Here is a 23,895-nt window from a genome sequence, read left to right as displayed (position 1 = left end):
GCCTTCTCTGGCAGGGCGCAACCTGAACCCGTGTATCTGGAGCGCGAATCCCCTGCCCGCGCAGGCGCGGGGGAGATGACGCATCATGCCCCATGGCGTCAGAACGCAGCTTTTGCAACCGCGAAAGGACACAAACGGCGTATTTGGCGCGTTTCTGACGAAAGGATTTGCCGTTTACGCGCCTTTTGTCGGTGTAATCATGCGCCGGGGTGGGATGTGGGGAAACTATTTAACGTCGCGCAGCGAGGCCAGCGCGGCGCGCAGCGCATCGCCCGTGCCATCGGGGGCGGGGGCCAACGCAGGCTCGCAAGTGACTGTTTTGGTTTCCTGCGCGGCGTTGTGATGGCGTTGCAGGGCCAGCGACAGCCGGGCGAGCAACTCGACATGGCTGAGCGAATCGAGCGAGGCCGAGGCGATATGGTCGGCCGCGCTTGGGCCGTCCAGCGTCAAAGAGGGGAAGCCCGCACAACTCTTGGGGGCCGGGGCAGGAGCCGCCGTCATCTCAGGGGCCTTTTCGTCCGCCGCGACCGGGGCGGGGGCCACAGGCACCACGGCAACCGGCTCGGCGGGCGATTCGGCCTGCTCGACCGTTTCCAAAGGATCGGGGGCGATCGTGAAGAAGCGGAAAGGCTGAATGGTCGGGGCCTGGGCCAAGGTCTCGGCCTCTACAGGCTTGCTCTCCACCACCGGCCGTTCCAGCACCGCCACGGCCTCCTGCGGCCTCCAGTCCCACGAGGGTTCCTCGGCGGGCGGCGGCGGCGGCGGCACATCATGCAGCACCTGCCATGTCTCGGCCACCGGCGGGGGCGGAGCATGGCTGGGGCCTGAGGCGGCCTCGCTCATCTGCGGTCCGGGCGCGGCGGCCGGTTCGGAGACGGGCTGGTGCGAGGGGGCATCGTCGAAACCGTGTGCACCCAATTCGGCGTGGGCCTGAATCGGCTGGCGCGCGGGGAAATCGGGATGGGCATCGGCGCTGCGGCGGCGCAGAGAGGCCGCTTCACTGGTCTTTTCGCGGCGGGCCTGCTGCCATCCGGTCTGGGAAAAGGCGCCGCGCGGGGCCAGCATCCGCACGGCCAGCCAGCCCAGCAGGGCGCCGACCAGCCCGAAGGCGGCCGCCAGCAGCAGCCGTGCCGTCGTGCCCAGCGGAGGCGTCGCCATCGGCAGGATCAGGTCAAGCTGGGTGGAAAGCACGATCCGCTCGATCAGCTCGCCGCGGACCGCCAGGGTGGAAAGGGCGAATGTGGCCGCCAGCCACACCGGCACAACCGTGGCGAACAACGGGTGATGGGTGATGCCCTGCCAGCCCTGTTGCCAGCCCTGTCCCGCAGAAGTGTGCTTCGTTGCCAAAGTCGCGCCCTTACGTCCTGCCCGTTGCGTGTTCGATATGTGCTTTTCCGGTGTATTCCGGGGCGAATCGGGGTGTTATGCCGCCTCGCTTTTCGGATTTACACCCTTATCTGGTGTCAGCATTTGGTAAACATTGAGATAACGCTTCGCATTGGTGGCCCAGTCATGCGCATTTTCCACATGAGCGCGCCCCGCCGCAAGCCTTTGCGGCCAGTTTGAGCGATCGGACAGCAATCCGGCCAGCGCCGCCGCGCAGGCGGCCGGATCGTCGGGCGTAAACAGGGTTCCGGTCACGCCGTCCTCCATCAATTCGCGGTGCCCGCCCACGTCGCTCGCCGCCACCAGCTTGCCCTGCGCCATGGCCTCCAGCGGTTTGAGGGGCGTGACCAGATCGGTCAACCTGCTCTTTTTGCGCGGATAAGCCATGATGTCGCACAGCGCATAGTAACGCTCGACCTGAGCATGAGGCACACGGCCCATGAAGCGGATGGCATGGGCCGCGCTTGATCCGGCGGCGCGCTCGCGCAGCGCCGCCTCCATCGGCCCGCCGCCCACCAGCAGCAGCCGCGCATCGGGATGGACCGCGATCAGGCCGGGCATCGCATCGATCAGATCGTCAATGCCCTCGTAATCGTAAAAGCTGCCGATAAAGCCGATCACCGGCCCGTCTCCCAGCCCCAGTTCGGCAGCCAGCGCCGATTCGCGCGCCACCGGACGACCAAACATGGCCAGATCGACGCCATTGGGCATGATGGTGATTCGCGCCGGATCATTGCCCCGCGCCACCAGATCGCCCTTCAGCCCCTGACAGATCGTGACCACGGCGTCCGCGCCGCTGACCACGTGGTTTTCCAGGGTGCGGGTCAGCATATATTTGATGTCTCCCTCGCGCCCTGTGCCATTGCCGACCGCCGCATCCTCCCAAAAGGCGCGGATTTCATAAACCAGTGGAATGCCCAGCTTCCTTGCCACGCGCAGCCCCGCCATTCCGCACAGCGCGGGCGAATGAGCATGCAGCACGTCGGGTCGCCATTCACGGCAAACCTGCTCCACCGCGCGGGAAAAAGCGCCGATTTCGCGCCATTCGCGCAGGCCCACCGGCCCTTTGGCCTGCCCGCGCGTGCGGTAAAAGGTCAGGCCCTCGGCCTCTTCGCAATCCGGCCCGTCGGCATAATGGCGCAGGCCCGTCACCCCGCGGACCTCCAGCCCAAGCCCCTCCTGCGCCTTCAGGATCGCGCGGGTGCGGAACGTATAGCCGCTGTGCAGCGGCAACGAGTGGTCGAGCAGGTGCAGGATCCGTGTCATGGCGCAATTCCTAGGTGATAAAGGCTTAACGTCCCGTCAACTGCTGCTTGCTATGCCCTGATCAAAGGCTGGCGCATTGCCGATTCCGGGCCGCCGATTCTTGGTTGCCGCGCGAAAGGCGAAGTAAAGGCAAAGAGGGCATCTCTTCGATGATTGACTATTTCTCGATCGCCTTGACCCACGGACTGCTGGTGCTGGTCGCCTTGCGTCTTTTGACGCGCGCGGATCTGGACCGCGACCCCGCGCCCGAAGAAGAGGTGCCGCTGGAAGCCGGGCCCGAGAAGAAGGCCAAGTGGAGGGTGCGCCGTGCTTGATCTTTTCCTGACCGGCTTTGTCGCTCTGATCCTGCTGATGGGGCTGCGCAAGCCCTTCATCTGGGTGCTGGCCTTCCTCTATGTCGATATCGTCGCCCCGCAAAAGATTTCCTATGCGCTGCTCACCAATGTCCAGCTCTCGCTGGTGGTGTTCTTTCTCGCGGTGGTCGGCTGGCTGTTTTTCGACAACAAACAGGGCGCGCGCTTCAGCGGCCGTCAGGTGCTGATGCTGCTTTTGCTGGTTTATTGCTATTTCACCACGCAATCGGCCGATTTCCCCGTCGAGGCGGCGGATAAATGGTCGTGGGTGTGGAAATCGCTGGTCTGGGCGATGTTCCTTCCGCTGGCGCTGCGCACGCAATTGCGCATCGAGGCCGCCGCGCTGGTGATGGTGCTGTCGGCAGCTGCGCTGATTATCGATGGCGCGCTCAAAACCATGGCGGGCGGCGGCGGCTATGGCACGCTCAAGCTGTTCATCAACGACAACAACGGCCTTTATGAAGGCTCGACCATTTCCTGCGTGGCGATCGCGATCATTCCGCTGGCGCTCTGGCTGGCGCGCGACGGCACAATCTTTCCCGCCAACAGTCGAACGCGCCTGTTTGCCTATGGGCTGGCCTTTGCCGGCCTGTTGATCCCCATCGGCACCGAGGCGCGCACCGGTCTGCTCTGCGCAGGGCTTTTGGCGGTGCTGATGATGCGGACAGTCAAATATCGCTGGCTCTATGTCGGCGGTCTGGCGCTGGCCGCGGTGCTGGTCCAGCCATTGCTGCCCAACAGCTTTTCCAACCGCATGGGCACGATTGAAAACAACCAGTCCGACCAGTCGGCCGCGACGCGTCTGGCGGTGTGGAAATGGACGCTGGGCTATGCGGCCGAACATCCTTTCGGCGGCGGGTTCGACTCGTTCCGCGGCAACAAGCTGGAGATCATCACCAGCGAGGATGACGGTTTCGGCAGCAATTCGACCAAGATCATCGATCAGGGCCGCGCCTTCCACTCGGCCTATTTCGAGATGCTGGGCGAACAGGGCTGGCCGGGTCTGGCGCTGTGGCTGACGCTGCAGATCAGTGGGTTGATCCAGCTTGAGGGTGTGCGCCGCAGGTTGCGCAAGAGCGATGCGCCGTCCGATCGGCGCTATGCCGACCTGGCGCTGGCGCTTCAGCAGGGGCATTTCGTCTATCTGCTGGGCGCGGCTTTCGTGGGCATCGCGTTCCAGCCCTTCGTCTATATGCTGATCGCGCTCCAGATTGCGCTGGTGCAGCAGGTGCGGCGCAAGACCGCGCCCGTGGCCGTGGCCCAGCGCCGGATGCAGGTGCCGGGAGCAGAACCTTTGGCGACAAACGCCCCGGCTGGCGCCAACTGAGCGGCTGATCATGGCGGCGGCGTTGATGGACAGGACGCAGCAGATGGTAACTCTGCCGGGCGCGCGGGCGCTGGCGCCCCAGCTTGACGCGCTGACGGGGCTGCGCGGGCTGGCGGCATGGTATGTGGTGCTGTTTCACACCCGCGTCACGCTGAAAGCCGCCGTGGGGCCTATGGTCTATGCCTTGCTCAGCCACGGCTATCTGGCGGTCGATCTGTTTTTCATCCTGTCGGGTTTTGTGCTGTGGCATTCGGGCGCCGACAATCCGGCCTATCAGGGCGCGCGAGGGCTGGCCCGTTTCTGGTTGCGGCGGATCGCGCGGATCTGGCCTTTGCATATGGTGCTGCTGGGCGGTTTTGTCGCGCTGGTGGGGCTGCTGGCGGCCACGGGGCGCGATACAGGCTTCTATCGCTGGGGCGAATTGCCGCTTCATGTGCTGCTGATGCAGAATTGGGGCATGACCGCCGGGCTGATGTGGAATGAACCGGCATGGTCGATTTCCTGCGAATGGGCGGCCTATCTGCTGTTTCCCTTCACGGTGGTTATGGCGCCATGGCGGCAATGGCCGACCGGCGCGCTGGTGGCGCTGGGCTGCGCCTTGCTGAGCGCGCTGTGGGCCTATTTCGCGCTGCATGGTTCGGATGACTATCTGGGGTATGAGATTCAGCGCACGGGGCTGATGCGTTGTCTGCTGGAATTCTGGACCGGCAATGTGCTGCGGATGCTATGGGCGCGCTGGCGCGATGTGCCCGATATCTGCACCGGGGTTTGGGCGGCGATGATCGCCCTGCTCGAAGGCGGGGTGGTGCAGCATCTGCCCGAGGCGTCCTATATGCCGGGCGTGTTTGCCGCGCTCATTCTGGCGCTCTCGCTCGAGGATCGCACCCCTGCGCGGCTGCTGCGTTCCGGCCCGCTGCACTGGCTGGGCGAGATCAGCTATTCGACCTACCTGTCCCACTTCCTGCTGTTCATCATCTTCAAGATGCTCTTCGTCGGACCCGACCTGACGGTGGGGCTGGGCAAGCTGGGCCTGTTCCTGATGATCGTGCTGGCGGCCTCGGCGGCACTCTACCGGCTGGTGGAAAAACCGGCGCAGCGATGGCTGCTGCGCCGGGGAGAAGCGCGTTTAGCGGCCTGAGCGGCCCATCACCAGATTCATCGCCGTGGCAAAGGCCCGCGCATTGTCGGGATGCACCATCAACAGGTCGCTCTGTTCGCGCGGGAGGCTGTGGATGATCTCCAGCGGCTTGTCCTCGTAATGCAGCGCGTCAAGCCAGTCATAGCTGTTGAACATGCGGATGGGCACATAGCCTGCGGCAACGAAACGGTCGAACAGGGCCGGCCATGCGCCATCCTCGGCGGGCGTGGCCTCCACCGCCAGCGTCGGGCGGCGGGGGAAGCGGTCGATCTGGTCAAGGAACTGGTTCAGCACCGGCACTTCGGCGCCTTCGATGTCGATCTTGATGAAGGAGCAATCGGCGCATTCCCGCGCGCTCAACACCTGATCGAGCGGGAGGGCCTTCACCTTGGCCCCGCCGGTGCGATGCGCGCCGGGCAGCAGGCTGGTCATGCCGATGTTGCTTTGCGGCCCTTCGTAAATGGTTAACTCGCCCGCCTGTGCCGCCACCGCGCAGCCGCGCACATCGACATTGGTCGCGCCGTTGCGCGCGCTGTTGACCCGCCCATATTCGGCCAGTCGCGGCAAGGCCTCCACCGCGATGACCCGCCCCTCCGGCCCGGTCAACTGGCTGAACATCAACGTATAATAGCCGATATTCGCGCCGATATCGACAATCACCGTCCCCGGCTCGATCAGGTGCTTCATCAGCGCCGTCATATGCGGTTCCCACAAGCCGAAATGCAGAATGCTCGCCTGAATGAGATCGCCCGCCTCGCAATCGAAACTGGCGCCAAACACGGTGGTGGCGCGGCTGCGCGGAAAGAAGCGGTTGTACACGCGCCGGTAAAAACGCAGCAAGGTTCGCTCGCCCCACGGCACGCTGGCAATGGTTTTAAGTATAAGTCCAGGATTGGGTTTCAGTTCTTCTGCGGCGATGCCGGCGCCACCCATTGCCAAGGAAACAGCCACGTCACTCTCCTGATAATAGATTGTGGATTGGCTATCATGACGCTTATTCGCAATATAGATTGGTTAACTATAAATTTCTTTGGCTGTGCCGAATCGTGACAAATCGTGCTTTGGCCATGGTAAACGCGCGTCAATGGCTTTGGCCCCCCGGCCAGTCCCGCTCTTTCGCAATGCAGCATCGCGTGATACGACATGTTTATGCGTATTTTCCCGTGTTTTTTGGCGACGGCCCTATGGCTGGGCGCGAGCGTGCCGCTCCGGGCCGAAACCCGCAGCCCGGTCATTGTTGTGCTGGGCGACAGTCTGGCCCGCGGCAATTTCGGTGCCGAACTGGGGGAAAGGTTTCATGCTCAAGCGGTTAATCTGGGAATCGGCGGACAAAAAGCCGATGCCATCGCCGCGCGTTTTGGCGCTTTGCCCGTGCATTTGCGTCTGAGCGAACCGGAATTGCATGAAGGCGCCAATCCGATCGCGGCGATCTGGCCCGAAATATTCCGCACCAGCGATACCGCGACTCGCAGCACCCATGCCACACTGGCCGGGATCAGCGGGACCTATCAGAGGCATGGTGAAGGCGATCCGCCCTATCACGATGTCAACATATTCACGCCTGATCCGGGCCAGACCTTGCCGGTCAGCATGGCGGGCAATGTCGAATTGGTGCTCGATCCTCCGGCGCCGCCCGCCGATGTCCTGATCATCTGTGCCGGGCGCAACAACCATTTGCCCGCCGATCAGGACAAGGTGCTCTCCGCCATTGCTGCCATCGTCGAGAAGCAGCGCCGCTTGGGCGGTCATTTTCTGGTGCTGGGCATCCCCAATCAGGCCGGGCCCGAGGAAGCTCGCGGCACGCCTGCCTATCAGGCCATCGTCGATTTCAATGCGCTGCTCTCGCGGCTCTATGGCGACGACTATGTCGATATACGCGCGGCCTACAATGCGGGCGGCAATCCGGCCCTGCCGCAGGATCAGGCTGATCGGGACGCGGATGTTCCGCCTGCCTCGCTGAGGGCCGATCACATCCATTACAATCCCGCCGGGCGCCATGTCTGGGCCAAGGCGGTGGGCGATGCGATTGCGGCCCATCATTGGTTGGAATCTTACGCAAACCTGCCGGACAAAGGAAAATCCTGATGAACTTTCGGGGGGATATCAACGGGCTGCGGGCAATCGCCGTTATGGCGGTTCTGGCTTTTCATTTCGGATTTCCCGGTCTTGGCGGTGGATTTGCCGGGGTGGATGTCTTTTTCGTCATATCGGGCTATCTGATGACGGGCATCATCGTCGGGCGTCTGGATCGCGGCGTCTTTCGCACCACCGATTTCTATCTTGATCGCGCGCGCCGGATCTTTCCCCCGCTGGCGGCCATGGTCATCTGTGTCCTTGTGCCTGCCGCCTTCCGGCTCTTGCCGCAGGACCTGCTTGCCACCGGCAAGCATGGGGCTTCGGCCATCACCTTTTTCTCCAACATGATGTTCTGGAGCGAAACGGGTTATTTCGACCAGGACTCCACGCTGAAATTCTTTCTCCATACCTGGTCGCTCTCGGTCGAGTGGCAATTCTATCTGCTTTATCCGCTGCTCTTGCTGGGCCTGTGCCGGGTCGGTCTCAGGCGCCATCTGCTGCCGATGCTGGCGGTGCTGGCGCTGGCCTCCTTCGGCCTGTGTTTCTGGCTGAGCATACACAAGCCCTCCGCCGCCTTTTTCCTGCTGCCGCCGCGTGCGTGGGAAATGCTGATCGGGGCGCTGGCCTATCTGGCCCCGGCGGTTCCGCCCCGGGCGCAAAGGCCGACCCAGATCGCGGGGCTGGCGCTGATCGCGGTTTCGATCGCCTTTGCCCGGGCCGGAAACTGGCCCGGCCCGGCCACGCTGCTGCCCACGCTCGGCGCGGGGCTGGTGATCGCGGCAGGGCTGGATCGCTCGCGCATCACGGGCAATGCCTTGGCCACATGGCTGGGGCGCAATTCCTATTCGATCTATCTGTGGCACTGGCCGCTGGCTGTGCTGCTCACGCGCTACGGCAAAATCGGCGATCATCGCTGGGCGGCGGCGGCCTTCGCGCTTTCGCTGCTGCTGGGCCATGCCTCGTGGCGCTGGATCGAACAGGCCGGAGCCAAAACGAAGGGGGCCAAGTCCTATCCATGGACCGCCCATCTGGCCTATGTCGGCGCGATGCTGGTGATCGCGGTGGGCGGCGCGGCCCTCTGGAAAACGCGCGGCCTTCCCCAGCGCTTCTCGCCCGAAGTGCGCGCGCTGGAGGCTGAGGCTTTGCCCGGCGGTCCCTATTCCAAGGGGGCAAATCGCTGCTTCGTGACCGGCGGGCCGGTGCCCAAACCCTGTTTGCTGGGGCCGGGCGATCACAAAAAGGTCGCGGTCACATTCCTTGGCGACAGCATGAGCGAAAATGAGGTGAGCGCGCTGATCGCGGCCTTGCCGCCGGGAACCGACGGGGCGGTGGCCTATAACGGCTATGCGGCCTGCGCGCCGGTGCTGGGTGGGCGATCGGTGAACCGCGAAAGCCAATGCCAGCAGTTTCTCGAAACCTATCTGGCGCCCCAGACAAAGCCGCGCCGGACACCGCTGGTGCTCACCGGCTATTGGCAGGGGGTGATCGCGGGCAAGACACTGAGCTTTGACGATGCGGGCAAGCCTGCGGACTGGCCCGAATTGCGTGAGAGGCTGATCGCATCAAGCTGCGCGCTGGCCAAGGGCGGACCGACCTATCTGATGCTGCCCAATCCCGAATTTCCCGATCCTGTGGTTTCAAGCCTGCAACACGCCTTGATTGCCGATCCCAAGGCGCCCGACATCACCATGCCGCTGGCCACTTATAAGGCGCAAGTGGCGATGATCGTCGAGGCCATGGAGCAGGCCCACCGTCAATGCGGGGTGCAATTGCTGGACCCCACGCCGATGCTGTGTCCCGATGGACAGAACTGCACGGCCACGCGCGGGCATCGGGCCTTGATCCGCGATACGCACCACATGACCGAATGGGGCAATCGCGTGCTTATCCCTCTGTTTGCGTCGATCTTTCGGACCGGCGCAAACTGAGGGACCATCAGGGATGGCTCAGCGCGATGCGTGCCGGGCCATCCATTCCTCGACCACGGGGGCGATCTTTCCGCGCCATTTGCTGCCGTTGAAGATGCCGTAGTGGCCCACGCTCTCGGCCAGCAGATAGCGCTTGTTGGCCTCGGGCAGGTTATGCGCCAGCGTCAGCGCGGCGCGGGTCTGGCCGATGCCGGAGATGTCGTCGCGCTCGCCCTCGACCGCCAGCAGCGCGGTGTCGGTGATCGCGCCCAGATCGATCGGCTTGCCGCGATGGACAAATTCGCCCTTGGGCAGCGAGTGTTTCTGGAACACATGCTCGATGGTCTGGAGATAGAAATCCGAGGTCATGTCGCAGACGCTGCGATATTCCTCGTAAAAGCCCTTGGTCGCATCGGCGCTGTCGCCGTCGCCCTCGACCAGATGTTTGAACATCTGCCAATGGCTCATCATGTGCGAATGCAGGTTCATGCTGATGAACCCGGCCAATTGCAGGAAGCCGGGGTAAACCTTGCGGCCCGCGCCGGGGTAATGCAGCGGAACCTGCGCGATCACATGATGTTCAAACCAGCTGAGCGGCCGCGTGACGGCCACGTCATTGACGCTGGTGGGCGCCTCGCGCGTGTCGACCGGCCCGCCCATCATGGTCAGCGTCAGCGGGCGGCAGGGGTGCTTGTTCGCGCCCATAATCGCCGTGGCCGCATAGGCCGGCACCGAAGGCTGGCACACGGCCAGCATATGCGCGTTCGGACCGATGAATTCGAGATAGCCGATCAGATAGTCGATATAATCGTCCAGATCGAAGCGCCCGGCCTCCAGCGGCACCATCTTCGCATCGGCCCAGTCGGTGATGTAAACCACCGCGCGTTCCATCATCCGCGCCACCGTCCCGCGCAGCAGCGTGGCATAGTGCCCGCTCATCGGTGCGACGATCAGCAGCTTGGGCGCATCGGCGGGCAACCCGTCATGGCTGAAGCGCAGCAGATTGCCGAAGGGGCGATGCTGGACAATCGCCTCGGTCACACTGTGCGAGACGCCGTCGACGGTCACCGTCTCAATATCGAAACTGGGTTTGCCCCGCGGCATCGCGGCGTGGGAAAAAACATCCAGAGCCGAGGCCATCACCTGCCCTAACCCAAGCGCAGCCATCGGATTGGCCGGATTCGTTAGCGTCTCGGCCATCACCGAGGCCCAGGCGCTGGCGCCCGAAAGAAGGCTGCGTTGCATTTCATAAGCGTTGTATAACATCAACTTATCCCTTGCGCGGCGTCATGGTGGGGGAATACGCCATCGGCTTGTTGTCATACATATCGCCATATTCCTTCAATGTTGCAATCCGACCTGGGCCTACTATTCAGTAGTCGGAGCAATATGCCCCCCTCATCTTGCTAACCATTCTTTGCTTGCCCGGTTCCAAACCGCCTAAAAATCCTATAGGGCGCTGGCCCATGTCTGCGAGCCAAGCCGAAGCAACCGTTTCCCCCGCCACAGCGCAAGATGGCGCCGCTGGCGAGGCCGCCGTTTCCTCCAAGCCGTCCAAGGATCTGGGCCCGCTGCGCATGGTATGGCGCGCGGCGGTGGCCTATCCGGGGCGGCTGGCGATGGCGGGGGCGGCGCTGATCGTCACCTCGGCCACCACGGCCAGCGTGCCCTGGGGTTTCCGGCAAGTGGTGGACAAGGGCTTTTCGCGCGGGAGCGATCCGGCCACGATTGATCGCTGGTTCGAAACGCTGCTGGCGATGGTGGCGGTGCTGGCGATCGGCACGGCGGTGCGTTTCTTCAATGTCTCGTGGCTGGGCGAACGCGTGGTGGCCGATGTCCGCCTCGCGGTTCAGCGCAATCTGCTGCGCCAACCGCCCAGCTTTTTCGAGGAAAACAGCCCCAAGGAAATTTCCAGCCGCATGACGGCCGACACCGCGCTTATCGAACAGGTGGTGGGCACGACGGTGTCGGTGGCGCTGCGCAATGCGATTACCGCGATTGTCGGCATCGCCATCCTCTTCTTTCTCGCGCCGAAACTGACGGGGATGCTGGTGATTGCCATTCCGGTGGTGGTGGGGCCGATCGTGTGGTTCGGGCGGCGTCTGCGCCGCGAGTCGCGATCCAGCCAGGACCGCATCGCCGACATCGGCGCGATGGTGACCGAGGTGCTGGGCGCGGCGCGCATTGTGCAGGCCTTTAATCAGGAAGTGCGCGAGAGCGACCGTTTCGCCGCCGCCGTCGAGCGCAGCTTCGGCACCGCGCTGCGCCGGATCAAGATCCGTTCGACCATGACCAGCGTGGTGACGCTGCTGGTGCTGGGCTCGCTGGTGCTGCTGATGTGGCGCGGGGCGCAGGGCGTGGCCAGCGGCGAGATTTCGGGCGGGATCATCGCCCAATTCGTGCTGACCGGCGCTTTGGTGGCGGGGGCCTTTGGCTCGCTGACCGAGGTTTACGGCGATCTGGTGCGCGCGGCCGGCGCGGCGAGTCGCCTGTCCGAATTGCTTAACGAGCGGCCCGCGATTGCGCCGCCGGCCAAGCCGATTGCCCTGCCCAGCCCGGCACGGGGCCAGATCAGCTTTGAGAACGTGACCTTCCGCTATCCCACCCGGCCCGAAGTGGCGGCGCTGGCCAATTTCGACCTCAAGGTTGAGCCGGGCGAGACGGTGGCGATTGTCGGCCCTTCGGGGGCGGGCAAATCGACGATCTTCCAACTGGCCGAGCGATTCTATGATCCGCAGGGCGGGGCGATCAAGCTGGACGGCGTGCCCCTGACCGGGGCCGACCCGGCCGAGATCCGCCAGCGCATGGCCTTGGTGCCGCAGGAGGGCGTGCTGTTTGCCGCCAGCGCGCGCGACAATCTGCGCTATGGCAATTGGGACGCCAGCGATGATGCGATCTGGGAAGCGGCCCGCGCGGCCAATGCGGAGGGCTTCCTGCGCGACCTGCCCGAGGGGCTGGACACATTCCTTGGCGAAAACGGCGCGCGCCTCTCGGGCGGTCAGCGCCAGCGCATGGCGATTGCCCGCGCGATCCTGCGCGATGCGCCGATCCTGCTGCTTGACGAGGCCACATCCGCGCTGGACGCCGAAAGCGAGCGGCTGGTGCAGGATGCGCTCGACCGTCTGATGGCTGGACGCACCACGCTGGTCATCGCGCACCGTCTGGCCACCGTGCGTCAGGCCGACCGGATCGTGGTGATGGAGGGCGGGCGCATCGTCGAACTGGGCCGCCACGAGGAATTGACGCAGGCGGGCGGACTTTATGCCCGCCTTGCAAGTTTGCAATTTGACGAACGCGCTTTTGCCAGCGAAGCGTAATATCCTCCTCTCCCCCGAATTTTAAGGACATCTCATGCCCTTGCTTGTCACCGCCATCCTGCTCGGCATTGTCGAAGGTCTGACGGAATTTCTGCCCGTCTCCTCCACGGGCCACCTGATCCTTGCCGCCAAGCTGTTCGGCTATGACGATGCGCAATGGTCGGTGTTCAACATCGTGATCCAATTGGGTGCGATTCTGGCCGTGGTGGTGCTCTATTGGCGCACGTTCTGGGCGGTGGGTCTGGGGCTGATTCGCGGCGAAAAGACCGCGATCCAGTTCATTATCAACCTTTTGGTGGCCTTCATGCCCGCCGTGGTGCTGGGGCTGATCTTCAAAAAGAAGATCGACATCCTGCTCGAAAGCCCGATGGTGGTGGCATGGGCGCTGGTGGTGGGCGGCGTGGCGATCATCGCCATCGAGCGCTTTGCCAAGGGCGGCGATTATGTCGGCATCGGGCAACTGCCGGTGGCCAAATGCTTTGGCGTGGGGCTGATGCAATGTCTGGCCATGGTGCCGGGCGTGTCGCGTTCGGGCGCCACGATCATGGGCGCGCTGTGCATGGGCATCAACCGTTCGACGGCGGCCGAATTCAGCTTCTTCCTTGCCATTCCCACCATGCTGGGCGCGACCGTGCTGCAATTGGCCAGCCATCGCCATGAACTGGCGGCGGGCACCTCTGCGGTGGGGATGAGCGAGATCGCGGTGGGATTTGTCGTGTCCTTCGTGGTGGCGCTGGCCGTCATCAAGGGCTTTGTCACCTATATCAGCCGCCGTGGCTTCACGCCCTTTGCGATCTATCGCATTATCGCTGGCGCGGTGGCGATCTATGCGCTGGGGCATATGGGATAAATGCGCCGCTCCGGCCCGAAAATCGCGCGAGTCGATTTTCGGGCCGTCAAAAAGACCCATAAGTGTTTGCGCAGGTTTGTAGTATCCTTAGGCCGGAAAGGATTCGCGCCATGACCCTGCTTGCCCTTTTGCTGATCGGTGCCATCGTCGGCCTGCTGACCGGAGCCTTGCTGCGCCGCGTGGGGATTATCACGCGGCTGGCCGATATGGGCTTTGGGATGATCGGGGCCTTTGTGGTGGGGGCGATGGGCTCGGGCGCGCTGCTTCAGGGGCTGGACCGCACCTATGCCGCCTTTGCCGCGGCAGGGGCGGCCGGGCTGGTGGTGCTGGTTCATGTCGCCTCGGCGCTGCTTCGGCCGGTTCACTCCAAATATTACAAGCGCCGATAGGCAAGTCTTGCTTGACTCTGCGCCCCGGCTAAAGCATGGGGCCACCCTCTTGTTGGGCGGCGCGCAAGGTGCCGCTTGGCTCATGTGAATTTTGTCCTGGTTGGCGCGCCGCTGTCTCAGCGATGCAAGGACCGGGTCTGGAACAATTAGGAAAGTGTCATGGCAAAGCCCGCAACCGTCAAGATCCGTCTGGTTTCCAGCGCCAACACCGGCTTCTTCTATGTGACCAAGAAGAACCCGCGCAACACCACGGAAAAGTTCAGCTTCCGCAAGTATGATCCCGTTGCCCGCAAGCACGTGGAATTCAAGGAAGCCAAGATCAAGTAAGATTCAGGAGCGGTTCAAGCCGGCCTCGCTATAAGTGCGGGCATGAACAAAGCTCAGATCTTATCGAATCACTTGGCGCCGCGTCGCAGGATGCTGTGCCTGGCCATGGGGCTGCTGGTTGCGGGACCGGCGGCCCTTTCGCTTGTGGCCCCGACCCCTGCGATGGCCAATGCCGTGGGGGCCAATGGTTCGGCCCAGATCGCCCAGGCCGTTGCGGCCCTGCGCGGGATCGACACGATGCGCGCCAATTTCGTTCAGCGCTCGGAGGCCACCGGCCAGCAGGTGACCGGCGTGCTGAGCCTGAAGCGGCCCGGCAAGATCCGTTTCCAGTATCAGCGCGGCTATCCGGTGCTGATCATTTCGGACGGCAAGGCGCTGACCATTATCGATTCGGAGGTCAAGCAGACCCAGCGCTGGCCGATTGGCAAAAGCCCGATGGGCGCGCTGCTGAACCCGGCCAAGGACGTGGCGCAATATGGCACGCTGCTGCCCAGCCTTGACCCCCATGTCACCAATATCCGCGTGACCGACCGCATGCATCCCGAATATGGCGTCATGACGCTCAGCTTTGCTCATAAGGCCGGGGTGCCGGGCGGGATGGAACTGGTGGGCTGGCAGACGGTGGACGCGCAGAACCGGCGCACCACGATTATCCTTTCGGGCCATCAATATGGCGTTGAACTGGGCGATGATCTTTTCCGTTATCTCGACGTTCGGCCCAATGTCCGGCGCTGATACGATTAAATTTCATTGTTGTGACAATCTGCGACAATGCTGCTGATCTCGTTCATAAGAGAGCAAGGCAAGGCGGCCTATACAGATCTTCGACAAGGCGGACGAGTTGGTGGGTTTTCCCCCCTGTTGCCCACATCTCTAATGAGATCCGCATGTCAGCGTGACGAACGCACACACGGACCCTCGCTCCCCATGCCCCCGGGGAGCGAGGGTTTTCTTTTGCCGAAACCGGGAATGGATTGCCACCCTTCGGCATGATGCTCTAAAGCCCTGCGCCATGATCTCTATCGCCACCTGGAACATCAACTCGGTGCGGCTGCGTATGCCGCTGGTCGAACGCTATCTGAAGGAGCATGGGCCTGACGTTCTGTGTCTTCAGGAAATCAAGACAGTGGCCGAACTGTTTCCCGCGCAGGCCTTTGCCGATCTGGGCTATACCTATCAGGCGGTGCATGGTCAGAAGGGCTATCACGGCGTGGCCACGGTATCGCGCATCCCCTTCACCGAAATCTCGCGCCACGATTGGCAGGCCAATGGCGAGGCGCGCCATGTCGGCGTGCGGCTCGATGGCTGCGGCGTGGTGGTCGAGAATGTCTATATCCCGGCGGGGGGCGATGAACCGGACCGCGAGATCAATCCCAAATTTGGGCAAAAGCTCGATTTTCTGGCCCGCATGACCGAGTGGGCCGGGGCGGTGAAGGACCCCACCATCATCCTTGGCGATTTCAATATCGCGCCGCTGGAAAGCGATGTCTGGAGCCACAAGGCGCTTTTGAAGGTGGTCAGCCATACGCCGATCGAGGTCGAGACGCTGGCGCGTTTTCAGGCCGCGCATGATTTCGTCGATATCGGCCGCCAGTTGATCACCGCGCCCCAGCGTTATTATTCCTGGTGGTCCTATCGCGCCAAGGACTGGCGGGTTAACGACAAGGGCCGCCGCCTCGACCATATCTGGGGCTCGCCATCGGTGGCCGCGCAGGCCCGCGCGCATCGCGTGTTCGAGGATGCCCGCGATTGGGAAAAATGCTCGGACCACGTGCCGCTGATCACCGAGTTTGATCTGTAATGAGCGCGACACGGCGGGTTGCGCGTGCGCTCGATGCGCTGCGCCATGGCTGGGCGGTGCGGGTGGGGCCTTGGGTGCTGCTGCCTGCGGAGACGGGCTTTGGCGCCGATGTGTCCGCGCGCCGGATGCTGATTTCGGCGGCGCGGGCCGCCACGCTCAAACTGGCCAACCAGCGCGATGCCGCAGAACCCGAAAGCCCGGTGCTGATTCGCGGGGCCGAAGGCTTCGATCTGGCGCTGGCCCGCGCGATGGCCGATCCGGCGCTCGATCTGGCCAATCCGCTCAAAGGCCCGTTTCTGGCCCAGCCAATTGACGATCATGACAGCGCGGTGGCCGCGATGGAACTGGCGCGTCTGGCGGGCGTGCTGCCCGCTTTCCTCGTCGATCCCAGCGGGGTCGAGGAAGCGCAGGAGGTTTCCGCCGCCGATCTCGAGGACTGGAAAGACCCCCGCCACCTGAGCATCGCCTCGCGCGCGCGCCTGCCTGTCTCGGTGTGCGAGAGCGCGCAGATCGTCGCCTTCCGCGCGCTCGATGATCTGCGCGAACATGTCGCCCTTGTGCTGGGGCGGCAGAGCGCGGACCGGGTGCCTTTGGTGCGGCTCCATTCCGAATGCCTGACGGGCGATGTGCTGGGCAGTTTGAAATGCGATTGCGGGCCGCAGCTTGATGCCGCGCTGGCCGCGATGGCGGATGAGGCCAACAAGGGCGGCTGGGGCGTGCTGCTCTATCTGCGTCAGGAAGGGCGCGGCATTGGGCTGGTCAACAAGCTGCGCGCCTATCAGCTTCAGGATCAGGGCTTTGACACTGTGGACGCCAACCAGCGTCTGGGCCTGCCCAATGAGGCGCGCGATTTCCCGGTGGCGGCGCGGATGCTCGAACTGCTGGGCGTGCATGGCATCCGCTTGATGACCAACAATCCGGCCAAGGTCGAAACCTTGAAATCGGTGGGCGTCAATGTGATCGAGCGTGTGGCCCATGCCTTGCCCGCCAATCCGCACAATGCGCGCTATCTGGCCACCAAAAGGGACCGTTCGGGCCATTTTCTTTAACGGGCGCGCCGTCAACCCCGATACCGAAGGGCATCGACCAGCAGAGCAAAGGCGGGCGAGGCCTGACGGCGGCTGGGGTAATAGAGGTGGTATCCGGCAAAGGGCGGGCACCAGTCCTCCAGCACCCGCACCAGACGGCCCGAGGCCACGCCTTCATGCACCATATCGTCGATGGTCATGATCAGGCCCATGCCCGCCTCGGCCGCCTGCATCAGCATGCCTGATCCGCCAAAGGTCAATTGCCCCTCGACGCGGACGTTCATCACGCGCCCGTCCTTTTCAAACTCCCACGCATAAAGCCCGCCGCTGCTGGGCAGGCGCAGGTTGATGCAATTGTGCTGGGCCAGATCCTGGGGGGTCTGGGGTTTGGGGTGGCGGGCGAAATAATCGGGCGAACCGACACAGGCCATGCGCAGCGCGGGTCCGATGCGCACCGCGATCATGTCGCGCGCAATTGCCTCGCCCAAGCGGATGCCCGCGTCGAAACGCTCCTCGACGATATCGACAAAGCCGTTGTTGATGCTGACCTCGACATGGATGTCGGGATAGAGCGGCAGGATGCGGGTGAGGGCAGGCCACAGCAGGCTGCGCGCGGCATGTTCGGAGGCGGTGATGCGGATATTGCCTGCGGGGCGCTCACGCATCCGGGTGATCTCGCCGATCCCGGCATGGATCTGGTCGAGCGCCGGGCCGATCACCGCCACCAGCCGCTCGCCCGCCTCGGTGGGGGACACCGAGCGCGTGGTGCGTGTCAGCAGCCGCACCCCCATCTTGGCCTCCAGCCGCCGCATCGTGTGGCTCAAGGCCGATTGCGACACGCCCAGCTTGGCCGCCGCGCGGGTAAAGCTGCGTTCCTCCGACACCACCAGAAAGGCCGCCAGATCGGGCAGATCGGTGCGGTCAACCGCCATGTTGGGCCTCCTGTCCCTTGCCGTTCAAACCCGTAGAGGCATAAGGTGCCGCGCCGCCAAAGGCCATGGTCAAGACCATCGCGCGATGATCCTGACCCGGTGTTTCACAGGCCCGTCATCGCTTCGGCCGCCGGAGTATAGCGCGCGCCATGGACCTCGATTCCCGCCAGCAGCAGGCCGATCTGGGCCAGATCGGTGTCCGACAGGGTGATGTCGGCCGCGCCGAGGTTCTCCTCCAGCCGGTGCAGCCTGGTCGTGCCGGGGATGGGGACAATAAAGGGCCGCTGGGCCAGCAGCCATGCCAGCGCGATCTGGGCGGGGGTGGCGCCATGCTGGGCGGCAATCACTTTCAGTCCATCGACCAGCGCCTGATTGGCGGCCAGCGCATCGGCCTGAAAACGCGGCAAAGTGGCGCGGAAATCGCCCTGCGACACGTCCGCCGTGCTGGTGATCGCGCCGGTCAGGAAGCCCTTGCCCAGCGGCGAATAGGGGACAAGGCCGATACCCAGTTCGTCACAGGCGTCGAGAATGCCGTTGGTTTCAACCTGCCGCGTCCAGAGCGAATATTCGTTTTGCAGCATGGCCACCGGCTGGACCGCATGGGCGCGGCGCAGCGTGGCGGCGCTCGGCTCGCTCATGCCGAAATGGCGGACTTTGCCCTCGGCCATCAGGTCGCGCACGGTTCCGGCGACATCCTCGATCGGCACATTGGGATCGACGCGGTGCTGGTAAAACACGTCCAGCGCATCCACACGCAGACGCTTCAGCGAGGCTTCGGCCACGGCGCGGATGCGGTCGGGGTGGCTGGAAACACCGCGCATCGCGCCGGTTTCCGGGTCGATGTCAAAGCCGAACTTGGTGGCGATCACCACCTGCCCCTTGAAGGGTTCGAGTGCCTCGCCCACGGTTTCCTCATTGGTCCATGGGCCATAGACCTCGGCGGTGTCGAAGAAGGTCACGCCGCGCTCGACCGCCGCGCGGATCATGGCCACGCCATCGGCGCGCGAGAGCGTGTTGGCATAGCCGAAATCCAGCCCCATGCAGCCATAGCCAAGGGCGGAAACTTGCGGGCCGTTCTGGCCAAGCTGACGGATTTTCATAAGCCGGTCACTCCGAAAAGGGTGGGTGTGACCGGGCTTTTAGCCCGAATGGCTTATGAGGATTAGCAGGGGATGGCGGCATGCGGTTATGAATATTCTTCATGAAAGGTGAGGGAACCCTTCCCGCATGCCGCCTCGGCCCATTTACAGGCCCATCAGGCGCTTGTTCAATTCCCGATCCTCGCCGCCCGAGGCGAAATCGTCGAAGGCGTGCTCGGTGACGGGGATGATGTGCTTGGCGATGAAGGGGGCGCCTTCGGCAGCGCCCACTTCGGGGTGCTTGAGCGCGCATTCCCATTCCAGCACGGCCCAGCCGGCATAGTCATACTGCGCCATCTTGGAGAAGATCTGGCTGAAATCGACCTGACCGTCGCCAAGGCTGCGGAAGCGGCCGGGGCGGTTGACCCAGCTCTGATAGCCGCCATAGACGCCGCTGCGGCCCGAGGGGCGGAATTCGGCATCCTTCACATGGAAGCATTTGATGCGTTCGTGATAGATGTCGATGAACTGGACATAATCCAGACATTGCAGCACGAAATGCGACGGGTCGTACAGGATGTTGGCGCGCGGATGGTTGTTCACGCGCTCAAGGAACATCTCGAAGGTCACGCCATCGTGCAGGTCTTCGCCCGGATGCAGTTCGAAACCGATATCGACGCCGTTTTCATCAAACACATCAAGGATCGGCTTCCAGCGGCGGGCTAGTTCGTCAAAGGCATCCTCGACAAGCCCTGCGGGACGTTGGGGCCAAGGATAGACATAGGGCCATGCCAGCGCGCCGGGGAAGGAGGCATGGGTGACGAGGCCCAGACGCGCGCTTGCCTTGGCGGCAAAGTGCATCTGTTCCACCGCCCATGCCTGGCGCGCGGTGGGATTGCCGCGCACATGTTCGGCGGCAAAGCCGTCGAACTGCGCGTCATAGGCGGGGTGAACCGCGACCAACTGACCCTGCAAATGCGTCGAAAGCTCGGTGATCTCCAGCCCCTTGTCGGCCAGCATCCCCTTGATATCATCGCAATAGGTCTGGCTCTCGGCCGCTTTGGCCAGATCGAACAGGCGCCCATCCCAGCTCGGGATCTGGATGCCCTTATAGCCCAGCCCGGCCATATAGTCGGCAATGGCGGGCAGCGAATTGAACGGCGCGGCATCGCCCGCAAATTGCGCGAGGAAAATGCCGGGGCCTTTGATGGTCTTCATGTTTCGGTTCCTTAAACCGTGAATTTGGTCCAGCCCGCGCCTGCCTGAGACAGCGCAACGGACTGTTCGATCAGTGCCATGCCGCGCAGGCCGTCGGCGATGCCGGGGACCAGCGAGCCTTCCTCGCCCCGGATCTGGCGCGCGAAGTCGCGGTAGAGATTGGCGAAGGCTTCGAGATAGCCTTCAGGGTGGCCGCCGGGGGTGCGGCTGGCGCGGACGGCATCGGGCCCAAGGCCCGGATCGCCCGCCTGCACCAACTCGCTGCGGCCGTCATCGTGATAGATCCAGAGCATGTTCGGATCTTCCTGGCGCCAGCGCAGCCCCGCCTTTTCGCCATAGATGCGGATGGTCAGGCCATTGCGTTCGCCCACCGAAATCTGGCTGGCCAGCAAGGCGCCGCGCGCACCATTGGCGAAACGCAGCAGGATCTGGCAATCGTCATCGACGCGGCGGCCCGGAACGACCGTGCCCAGATCGGCAAGGATCTCCGTGACCTGCAGGCCCGTGATAAATTCGGCCAGATGGAAGGCATGAACGCCGATGTCCGCCACGCAGCCGCCCACGCCGCTGCGCGCCGGATCGCCGCGCCATTCGGCCTGCTTGCCGGTTGCGGGCTTGGAGAGCCACCCTTGCGGATATTCCACCACCACCTTGCGGATCGCGCCCAGCGCGCCCGCCGCGAGGCGCGCGCGCGCCTCGCGCACCAGCGGATAGCCCGAATAGGTATAGGTCAGCGCAAAGGGCTTGCCCGCCTTTTCCACGATCGCGGCCAGTTCATGAGCCTGCGCCAGCGTGGTCGTCGCGGGCTTGTCGCAGATCACCGCAAAGCCTGCCTCCAGCGCGGCCTTGGCGGCGGGCAGGTGCATATGGTTGGGCGTGGTGATCGCCACGAAATCAATCGGATCGGTGCGTTTGGCCTCCTCGCTCAGCATGGTGGCGATGTCGGCATAGGCGCGCGAGGGATCGATCCGATAGGCCTCGCCCGCCGCGCGCGACTTTTCCGCGCTGGAGCTGAAGGCGCCGGCCACCAGCTCGATCTCGCGGTCCATTTCCGCCGCTATCCGATGCACCGGGCCGATAAAAGCACCCGGCCCACCACCGATCATTCCCATCCGCAAGCGGCGCATTGTCATCTCCCAGGGGACAGGCTTCTTTGGCCCGTCAGTAACCAGAATTGAAATTCTGATTTATTCACGCTTCGGCAAATCTGTCAAGTCGGGCGGCCACCAACGGGTTTGCCCCGCCTGTGGCCGCCCCGGACCTGTTACGCCACGAATTTTGCCAGATAATCGTAGCTGATCTTCATCGAATCGAACCGGTCGCGCGTGAAGGGCGCTTCCTGTTCGACATAAAAATTCTCAACCCCCGATTCCACACAGGCGGGCAGGATCTTGTTCCAGTTGAGCATCCCCTGACCGACTTCGGCCGGGTCCTGACCCAAGGCGTAGTTGATCTTGGTCGAGGCCTTGATGTCCTTGAGGTGGACCATCTTGATCCGCCCCTTCAACCGGCGGATTTCGGCCGCAGGGTCAAGCCCGCCTGCCGCCGCCCAGCCGAGGTCAAGCTCAAGGAACACCAGCTTGGGGTCCAGTTCGCCCAGCAGCACCTGATAGCCCGTGGTGCCGCCCTGCGGACGGAATTCCATGTTGTGGTTGTGATAGCCCAGATCAATGCCATAGGGTTTGAGCGCATGGGCGCGTTCGTTGAGCAGACCGCCCAGACGCTTCCACATGTCCAGCCCGCCCGCATCGACCGCCGCAACCAGCGCGGCGCGCATGTCGCCCCCGGCGGGCATCTTGAAGTCATCGGGCAGCAGCGGCATCGGCAGCACCGCCTTGCGGATGCCCAGCGTGCCCAGCGCATCGGCGATTTCCTGCGGGCTGCTCATCAGCGTGAGCGAGCCGGGGGGCAGGCGCTGGGGCATGCCCATGTGGATCGAGCCATAGCGCACACCCGCCGCATCCGCATCGGCGCGCAGATCTTTGGGCGAACGGCCATAGAGGCCGGGCAGTTCGAAATCGGTATAGCCGATCACGGCAAGGCGCTTGAGCGTCCCGGCCAGATCCTTTTGCGCGGCCTCGCCCAGCGCATAGAGCTGGACGCCCAGCGGCTTGTTGATGCGCTTGAACAGCGGCTTGCGGCCCGTTGTGGTTCGGGGCGCCGCGATGGCGGGGGCGGCTGCGGCGGCAAGGCCGGTTGCGCCAAGAGCGGCCATCATGGCGCGGCGATTGAGTTGGATGGTCATCAGGCGTCCTCCAAAGCCCCGGCCGGTGCGGCCGTCGGCGGGTGAAAAGCAAAGGCCAGAACCAGCGCGCCCAGCGTGGCAAGACCGGCAGGCACAAGGAACAGCGTGCGGTAATCGACCACGCCATCAACCCCGGTCAGCCTTGCGACAAGGTTGGGGAAGAAGGAGCTGGCCACCATATTGCCGACGCCAAGGATCAGCAGGTTGAACAGGCCCTGCGCGCTCGAGCGCACGTCCTTGGGGAAGGCTTCGTCCACGAAGATGTAAACCGTGGCAAAGAAGAAGGCGTAGCAGATGCCGTGCAGCAATTGCACCGCGACAATCGCGGCCACGCTGTCGGCCAGGAACGAGAAGGCGAGGAAGCGGGCGGCGTGGCCAAGGATGCCCACGATCATCGTCTTGCGCCAGCCCAGACGGCCCAGCACCGTGCCCAGCACCAGCATGGTGAGTACTTCGGCGATCTGGCCCAGCGAGAGGACGACCATCGAGAGATTGCCCGCGATGCCCACGCGGTTGGTGAGGAAAGCGTCGGCCATCACGAAATAGCCGTTATGCACGACCGAATCGATGAAGGTGACGAAGAAGAGCACCGCCACAAACGGCTTTTTCAGCAGGCCCAGCGCCCGGCGCCATGCCAGCGCGTCAATGTCATCGCCTTGGCCGCCCTTTTTCGGCGGCGTATGGGGCAGGGTGAGCGAATAGGCCGCCAGCACCAGCGAGATCACGCCCGACACGATGAAGATCGAGCGGACTTCCTCCGGCCCCGAATGCGCGCCCAGAATGAACACGAAGGGCCATGACGCCATCACCCAGCCCACGGTGCCGCCCGCGCGGACGGTGCCGAAATCCTTGCCTTCCTTGAGGTTGGCAAAGGCGATCGTGTTGGTCACCGACAGGGTGGGGACGTAAACAAGGCTGTAGGCCAGATAGAAGGCGAAAAACGGCATGAAGGCGGTCGAATAGGCCGCGCCCAGCATGCACAGGCCGCCGATCAGATGGCTGGCCGCCAGAAAGCGTTCGGCGGCGAAGTGACGGTCGGCGAAGTGATTCGAAAAGAAGATGCCCACGACCGAGGCAATGCCCCAGCATGAGCCGACAAGTGCCTGTTGTCCTGCGGAAAAGCCGAGCATCCCCATGTAAGGAAACAATTTCGGCGCCCAAGCCCCCCAGATGGCCAATTGCAGCGCCATCATGATGAAAAGGCTTATTTTTCGGGTCTGCGATGAAGTGGTTGTTGACAAGGCCTCGTCCTCTGT

The 23,895-nt window shown here is 63.6% G+C and carries 22 protein-coding genes; 12 read left to right on the top strand and 10 right to left on the bottom strand.

What is annotated here, in order from left to right; translation table 11 throughout:
* Positions 1–225: 225 nt before the first annotated feature.
* Entirely contained in the window at positions 226–1,347 is a 1,122-nt protein-coding gene (locus PQ457_RS15155; protein WP_273617616.1) for a hypothetical protein, read from the bottom strand.
* A 75-nt stretch (positions 1,348–1,422) separates the two neighbouring features.
* Positions 1,423–2,652 carry a TIGR04063 family PEP-CTERM/XrtA system glycosyltransferase gene (locus PQ457_RS15150; RefSeq protein ID WP_273617615.1) on the bottom strand — a complete coding sequence of 410 codons (1,230 nt, stop codon included), beginning with the start codon at positions 2,650–2,652 and terminating at the stop codon, positions 1,423–1,425.
* Positions 2,653–2,801: 149 nt separating this feature from the next.
* On the opposite strand from PQ457_RS15150, the gene PQ457_RS15145 reads away from it, so the two are divergent.
* Genes PQ457_RS15145 through PQ457_RS15135 form a run of 3 tightly spaced genes read left to right on the top strand, consistent with a single transcriptional unit; the run spans position 2,802 to position 5,470 of the window.
* Positions 2,802–2,966: a hypothetical protein gene (locus tag PQ457_RS15145; RefSeq protein ID WP_273617614.1), complete on the top strand. Its 165-nt coding sequence runs from the start codon at positions 2,802–2,804 to the stop codon at positions 2,964–2,966.
* Positions 2,959–4,332, top strand: coding sequence for a DUF5935 domain-containing protein (locus tag PQ457_RS15140; protein WP_273617613.1), 1,374 nt, complete (start codon positions 2,959–2,961; stop codon positions 4,330–4,332). The genes PQ457_RS15145 and PQ457_RS15140 overlap by 8 nt, the downstream gene beginning before the upstream one ends.
* Before the next feature lie 43 nt (positions 4,333–4,375).
* Positions 4,376–5,470, top strand: a complete 1,095-nt coding sequence (locus PQ457_RS15135) for an acyltransferase family protein (protein ID WP_273617612.1) — start codon at positions 4,376–4,378, stop codon at positions 5,468–5,470.
* Here PQ457_RS15135 and PQ457_RS15130 read toward each other — a convergent pair.
* Positions 5,459–6,421 (bottom strand): FkbM family methyltransferase, encoded by a 963-nt coding sequence (locus PQ457_RS15130; RefSeq protein WP_273617611.1) that lies wholly within the window; start codon positions 6,419–6,421, stop codon positions 5,459–5,461. The genes PQ457_RS15135 and PQ457_RS15130 overlap by 12 nt on opposite strands.
* Positions 6,422–6,640: 219 nt before the next feature.
* On the opposite strand from PQ457_RS15130, the gene PQ457_RS15125 reads away from it, so the two are divergent.
* Both PQ457_RS15125 and PQ457_RS15120 read left to right on the top strand, forming a co-directional pair.
* A complete protein-coding gene (locus PQ457_RS15125) occupies positions 6,641–7,555 on the top strand; it encodes an SGNH/GDSL hydrolase family protein (protein WP_273617610.1) in 915 nt (304 codons plus the stop codon).
* Positions 7,555–9,474, top strand: a complete 1,920-nt coding sequence (locus tag PQ457_RS15120; RefSeq protein WP_273617609.1) for an acyltransferase family protein — start codon at positions 7,555–7,557, stop codon at positions 9,472–9,474. The genes PQ457_RS15125 and PQ457_RS15120 overlap by 1 nt, the downstream gene beginning before the upstream one ends.
* An 18-nt stretch (positions 9,475–9,492) precedes the next feature.
* On the opposite strand, the gene PQ457_RS15115 is transcribed toward PQ457_RS15120, so the two are convergent.
* The gene (locus tag PQ457_RS15115) at positions 9,493–10,719 is read right to left on the bottom strand and encodes a polyhydroxyalkanoate depolymerase (RefSeq protein WP_273617608.1); all 1,227 of its coding nucleotides are present in this window, start codon (positions 10,717–10,719) and stop codon (positions 9,493–9,495) included.
* Between the two features lie 200 nt (positions 10,720–10,919).
* Here PQ457_RS15115 and PQ457_RS15110 point away from each other — a divergent pair, with 200 nt between their 5' ends.
* From PQ457_RS15110 to ribA, 7 genes are all read left to right on the top strand, one after another.
* Positions 10,920–12,770 (top strand): ABC transporter transmembrane domain-containing protein, encoded by a 1,851-nt coding sequence (locus PQ457_RS15110; protein ID WP_420540945.1) that lies wholly within the window; start codon positions 10,920–10,922, stop codon positions 12,768–12,770.
* Between the two features lie 34 nt (positions 12,771–12,804).
* A complete protein-coding gene (locus PQ457_RS15105) occupies positions 12,805–13,620 on the top strand; it encodes an undecaprenyl-diphosphate phosphatase (protein WP_273617607.1) in 816 nt (271 codons plus the stop codon).
* Between the two features lie 110 nt (positions 13,621–13,730).
* Complete coding sequence (locus PQ457_RS15100) at positions 13,731–14,009, top strand: hypothetical protein (RefSeq protein WP_273617606.1); 279 nt, start codon at positions 13,731–13,733, stop codon at positions 14,007–14,009.
* A 159-nt stretch (positions 14,010–14,168) separates the two neighbouring features.
* Complete coding sequence (rpmG, locus tag PQ457_RS15095; RefSeq protein ID WP_168603399.1) at positions 14,169–14,336, top strand: 50S ribosomal protein L33; 168 nt, start codon at positions 14,169–14,171, stop codon at positions 14,334–14,336.
* Between the two features lie 105 nt (positions 14,337–14,441).
* Positions 14,442–15,071: a LolA family protein gene (locus PQ457_RS15090; protein WP_273617605.1), complete on the top strand. Its 630-nt coding sequence runs from the start codon at positions 14,442–14,444 to the stop codon at positions 15,069–15,071.
* 277 nt (positions 15,072–15,348) lie between these two features.
* Positions 15,349–16,137, top strand: a complete 789-nt coding sequence (locus PQ457_RS15085) for an exodeoxyribonuclease III (protein ID WP_273617604.1) — start codon at positions 15,349–15,351, stop codon at positions 16,135–16,137.
* Positions 16,137–17,186 carry a GTP cyclohydrolase II gene (ribA, locus tag PQ457_RS15080; RefSeq protein ID WP_273617603.1) on the top strand — a complete coding sequence of 350 codons (1,050 nt, stop codon included), beginning with the start codon at positions 16,137–16,139 and terminating at the stop codon, positions 17,184–17,186. The genes PQ457_RS15085 and ribA overlap by 1 nt, the downstream gene beginning before the upstream one ends.
* Before the next feature lie 11 nt (positions 17,187–17,197).
* On the opposite strand, the gene PQ457_RS15075 is transcribed toward ribA, so the two are convergent.
* The 6 genes from PQ457_RS15075 to PQ457_RS15050 form a co-directional block, all read right to left on the bottom strand.
* Positions 17,198–18,097: a LysR family transcriptional regulator gene (locus tag PQ457_RS15075; protein ID WP_273617602.1), complete on the bottom strand. Its 900-nt coding sequence runs from the start codon at positions 18,095–18,097 to the stop codon at positions 17,198–17,200.
* Positions 18,098–18,201: 104 nt separating this feature from the next.
* Complete coding sequence (locus tag PQ457_RS15070; RefSeq protein ID WP_273617601.1) at positions 18,202–19,197, bottom strand: aldo/keto reductase; 996 nt, start codon at positions 19,195–19,197, stop codon at positions 18,202–18,204.
* A gap of 144 nt (positions 19,198–19,341) precedes the next feature.
* Positions 19,342–20,394, bottom strand: a complete 1,053-nt coding sequence (locus PQ457_RS15065) for a sugar phosphate isomerase/epimerase family protein (protein WP_273617600.1) — start codon at positions 20,392–20,394, stop codon at positions 19,342–19,344.
* A gap of 11 nt (positions 20,395–20,405) precedes the next feature.
* Positions 20,406–21,521 (bottom strand): Gfo/Idh/MocA family protein, encoded by a 1,116-nt coding sequence (locus tag PQ457_RS15060; protein WP_273617599.1) that lies wholly within the window; start codon positions 21,519–21,521, stop codon positions 20,406–20,408.
* Between the two features lie 137 nt (positions 21,522–21,658).
* The gene (locus PQ457_RS15055; protein WP_273617598.1) at positions 21,659–22,639 is read right to left on the bottom strand and encodes a sugar phosphate isomerase/epimerase family protein; all 981 of its coding nucleotides are present in this window, start codon (positions 22,637–22,639) and stop codon (positions 21,659–21,661) included.
* On the bottom strand, positions 22,639–23,829 hold the full coding sequence (locus PQ457_RS15050; RefSeq protein ID WP_273619348.1) for an MFS transporter: 1,191 nt from the start codon (positions 23,827–23,829) through the stop codon (positions 22,639–22,641). The genes PQ457_RS15055 and PQ457_RS15050 overlap by 1 nt, the downstream gene beginning before the upstream one ends.
* Positions 23,830–23,895: the final 66 nt, after the last annotated feature.

Source organism: Novosphingobium humi, assembly GCF_028607105.1.
Lineage (GTDB): Bacteria > Pseudomonadota > Alphaproteobacteria > Sphingomonadales > Sphingomonadaceae > Novosphingobium > Novosphingobium humi.
This window is presented reverse-complemented; position numbering and strand designations above follow the sequence as displayed.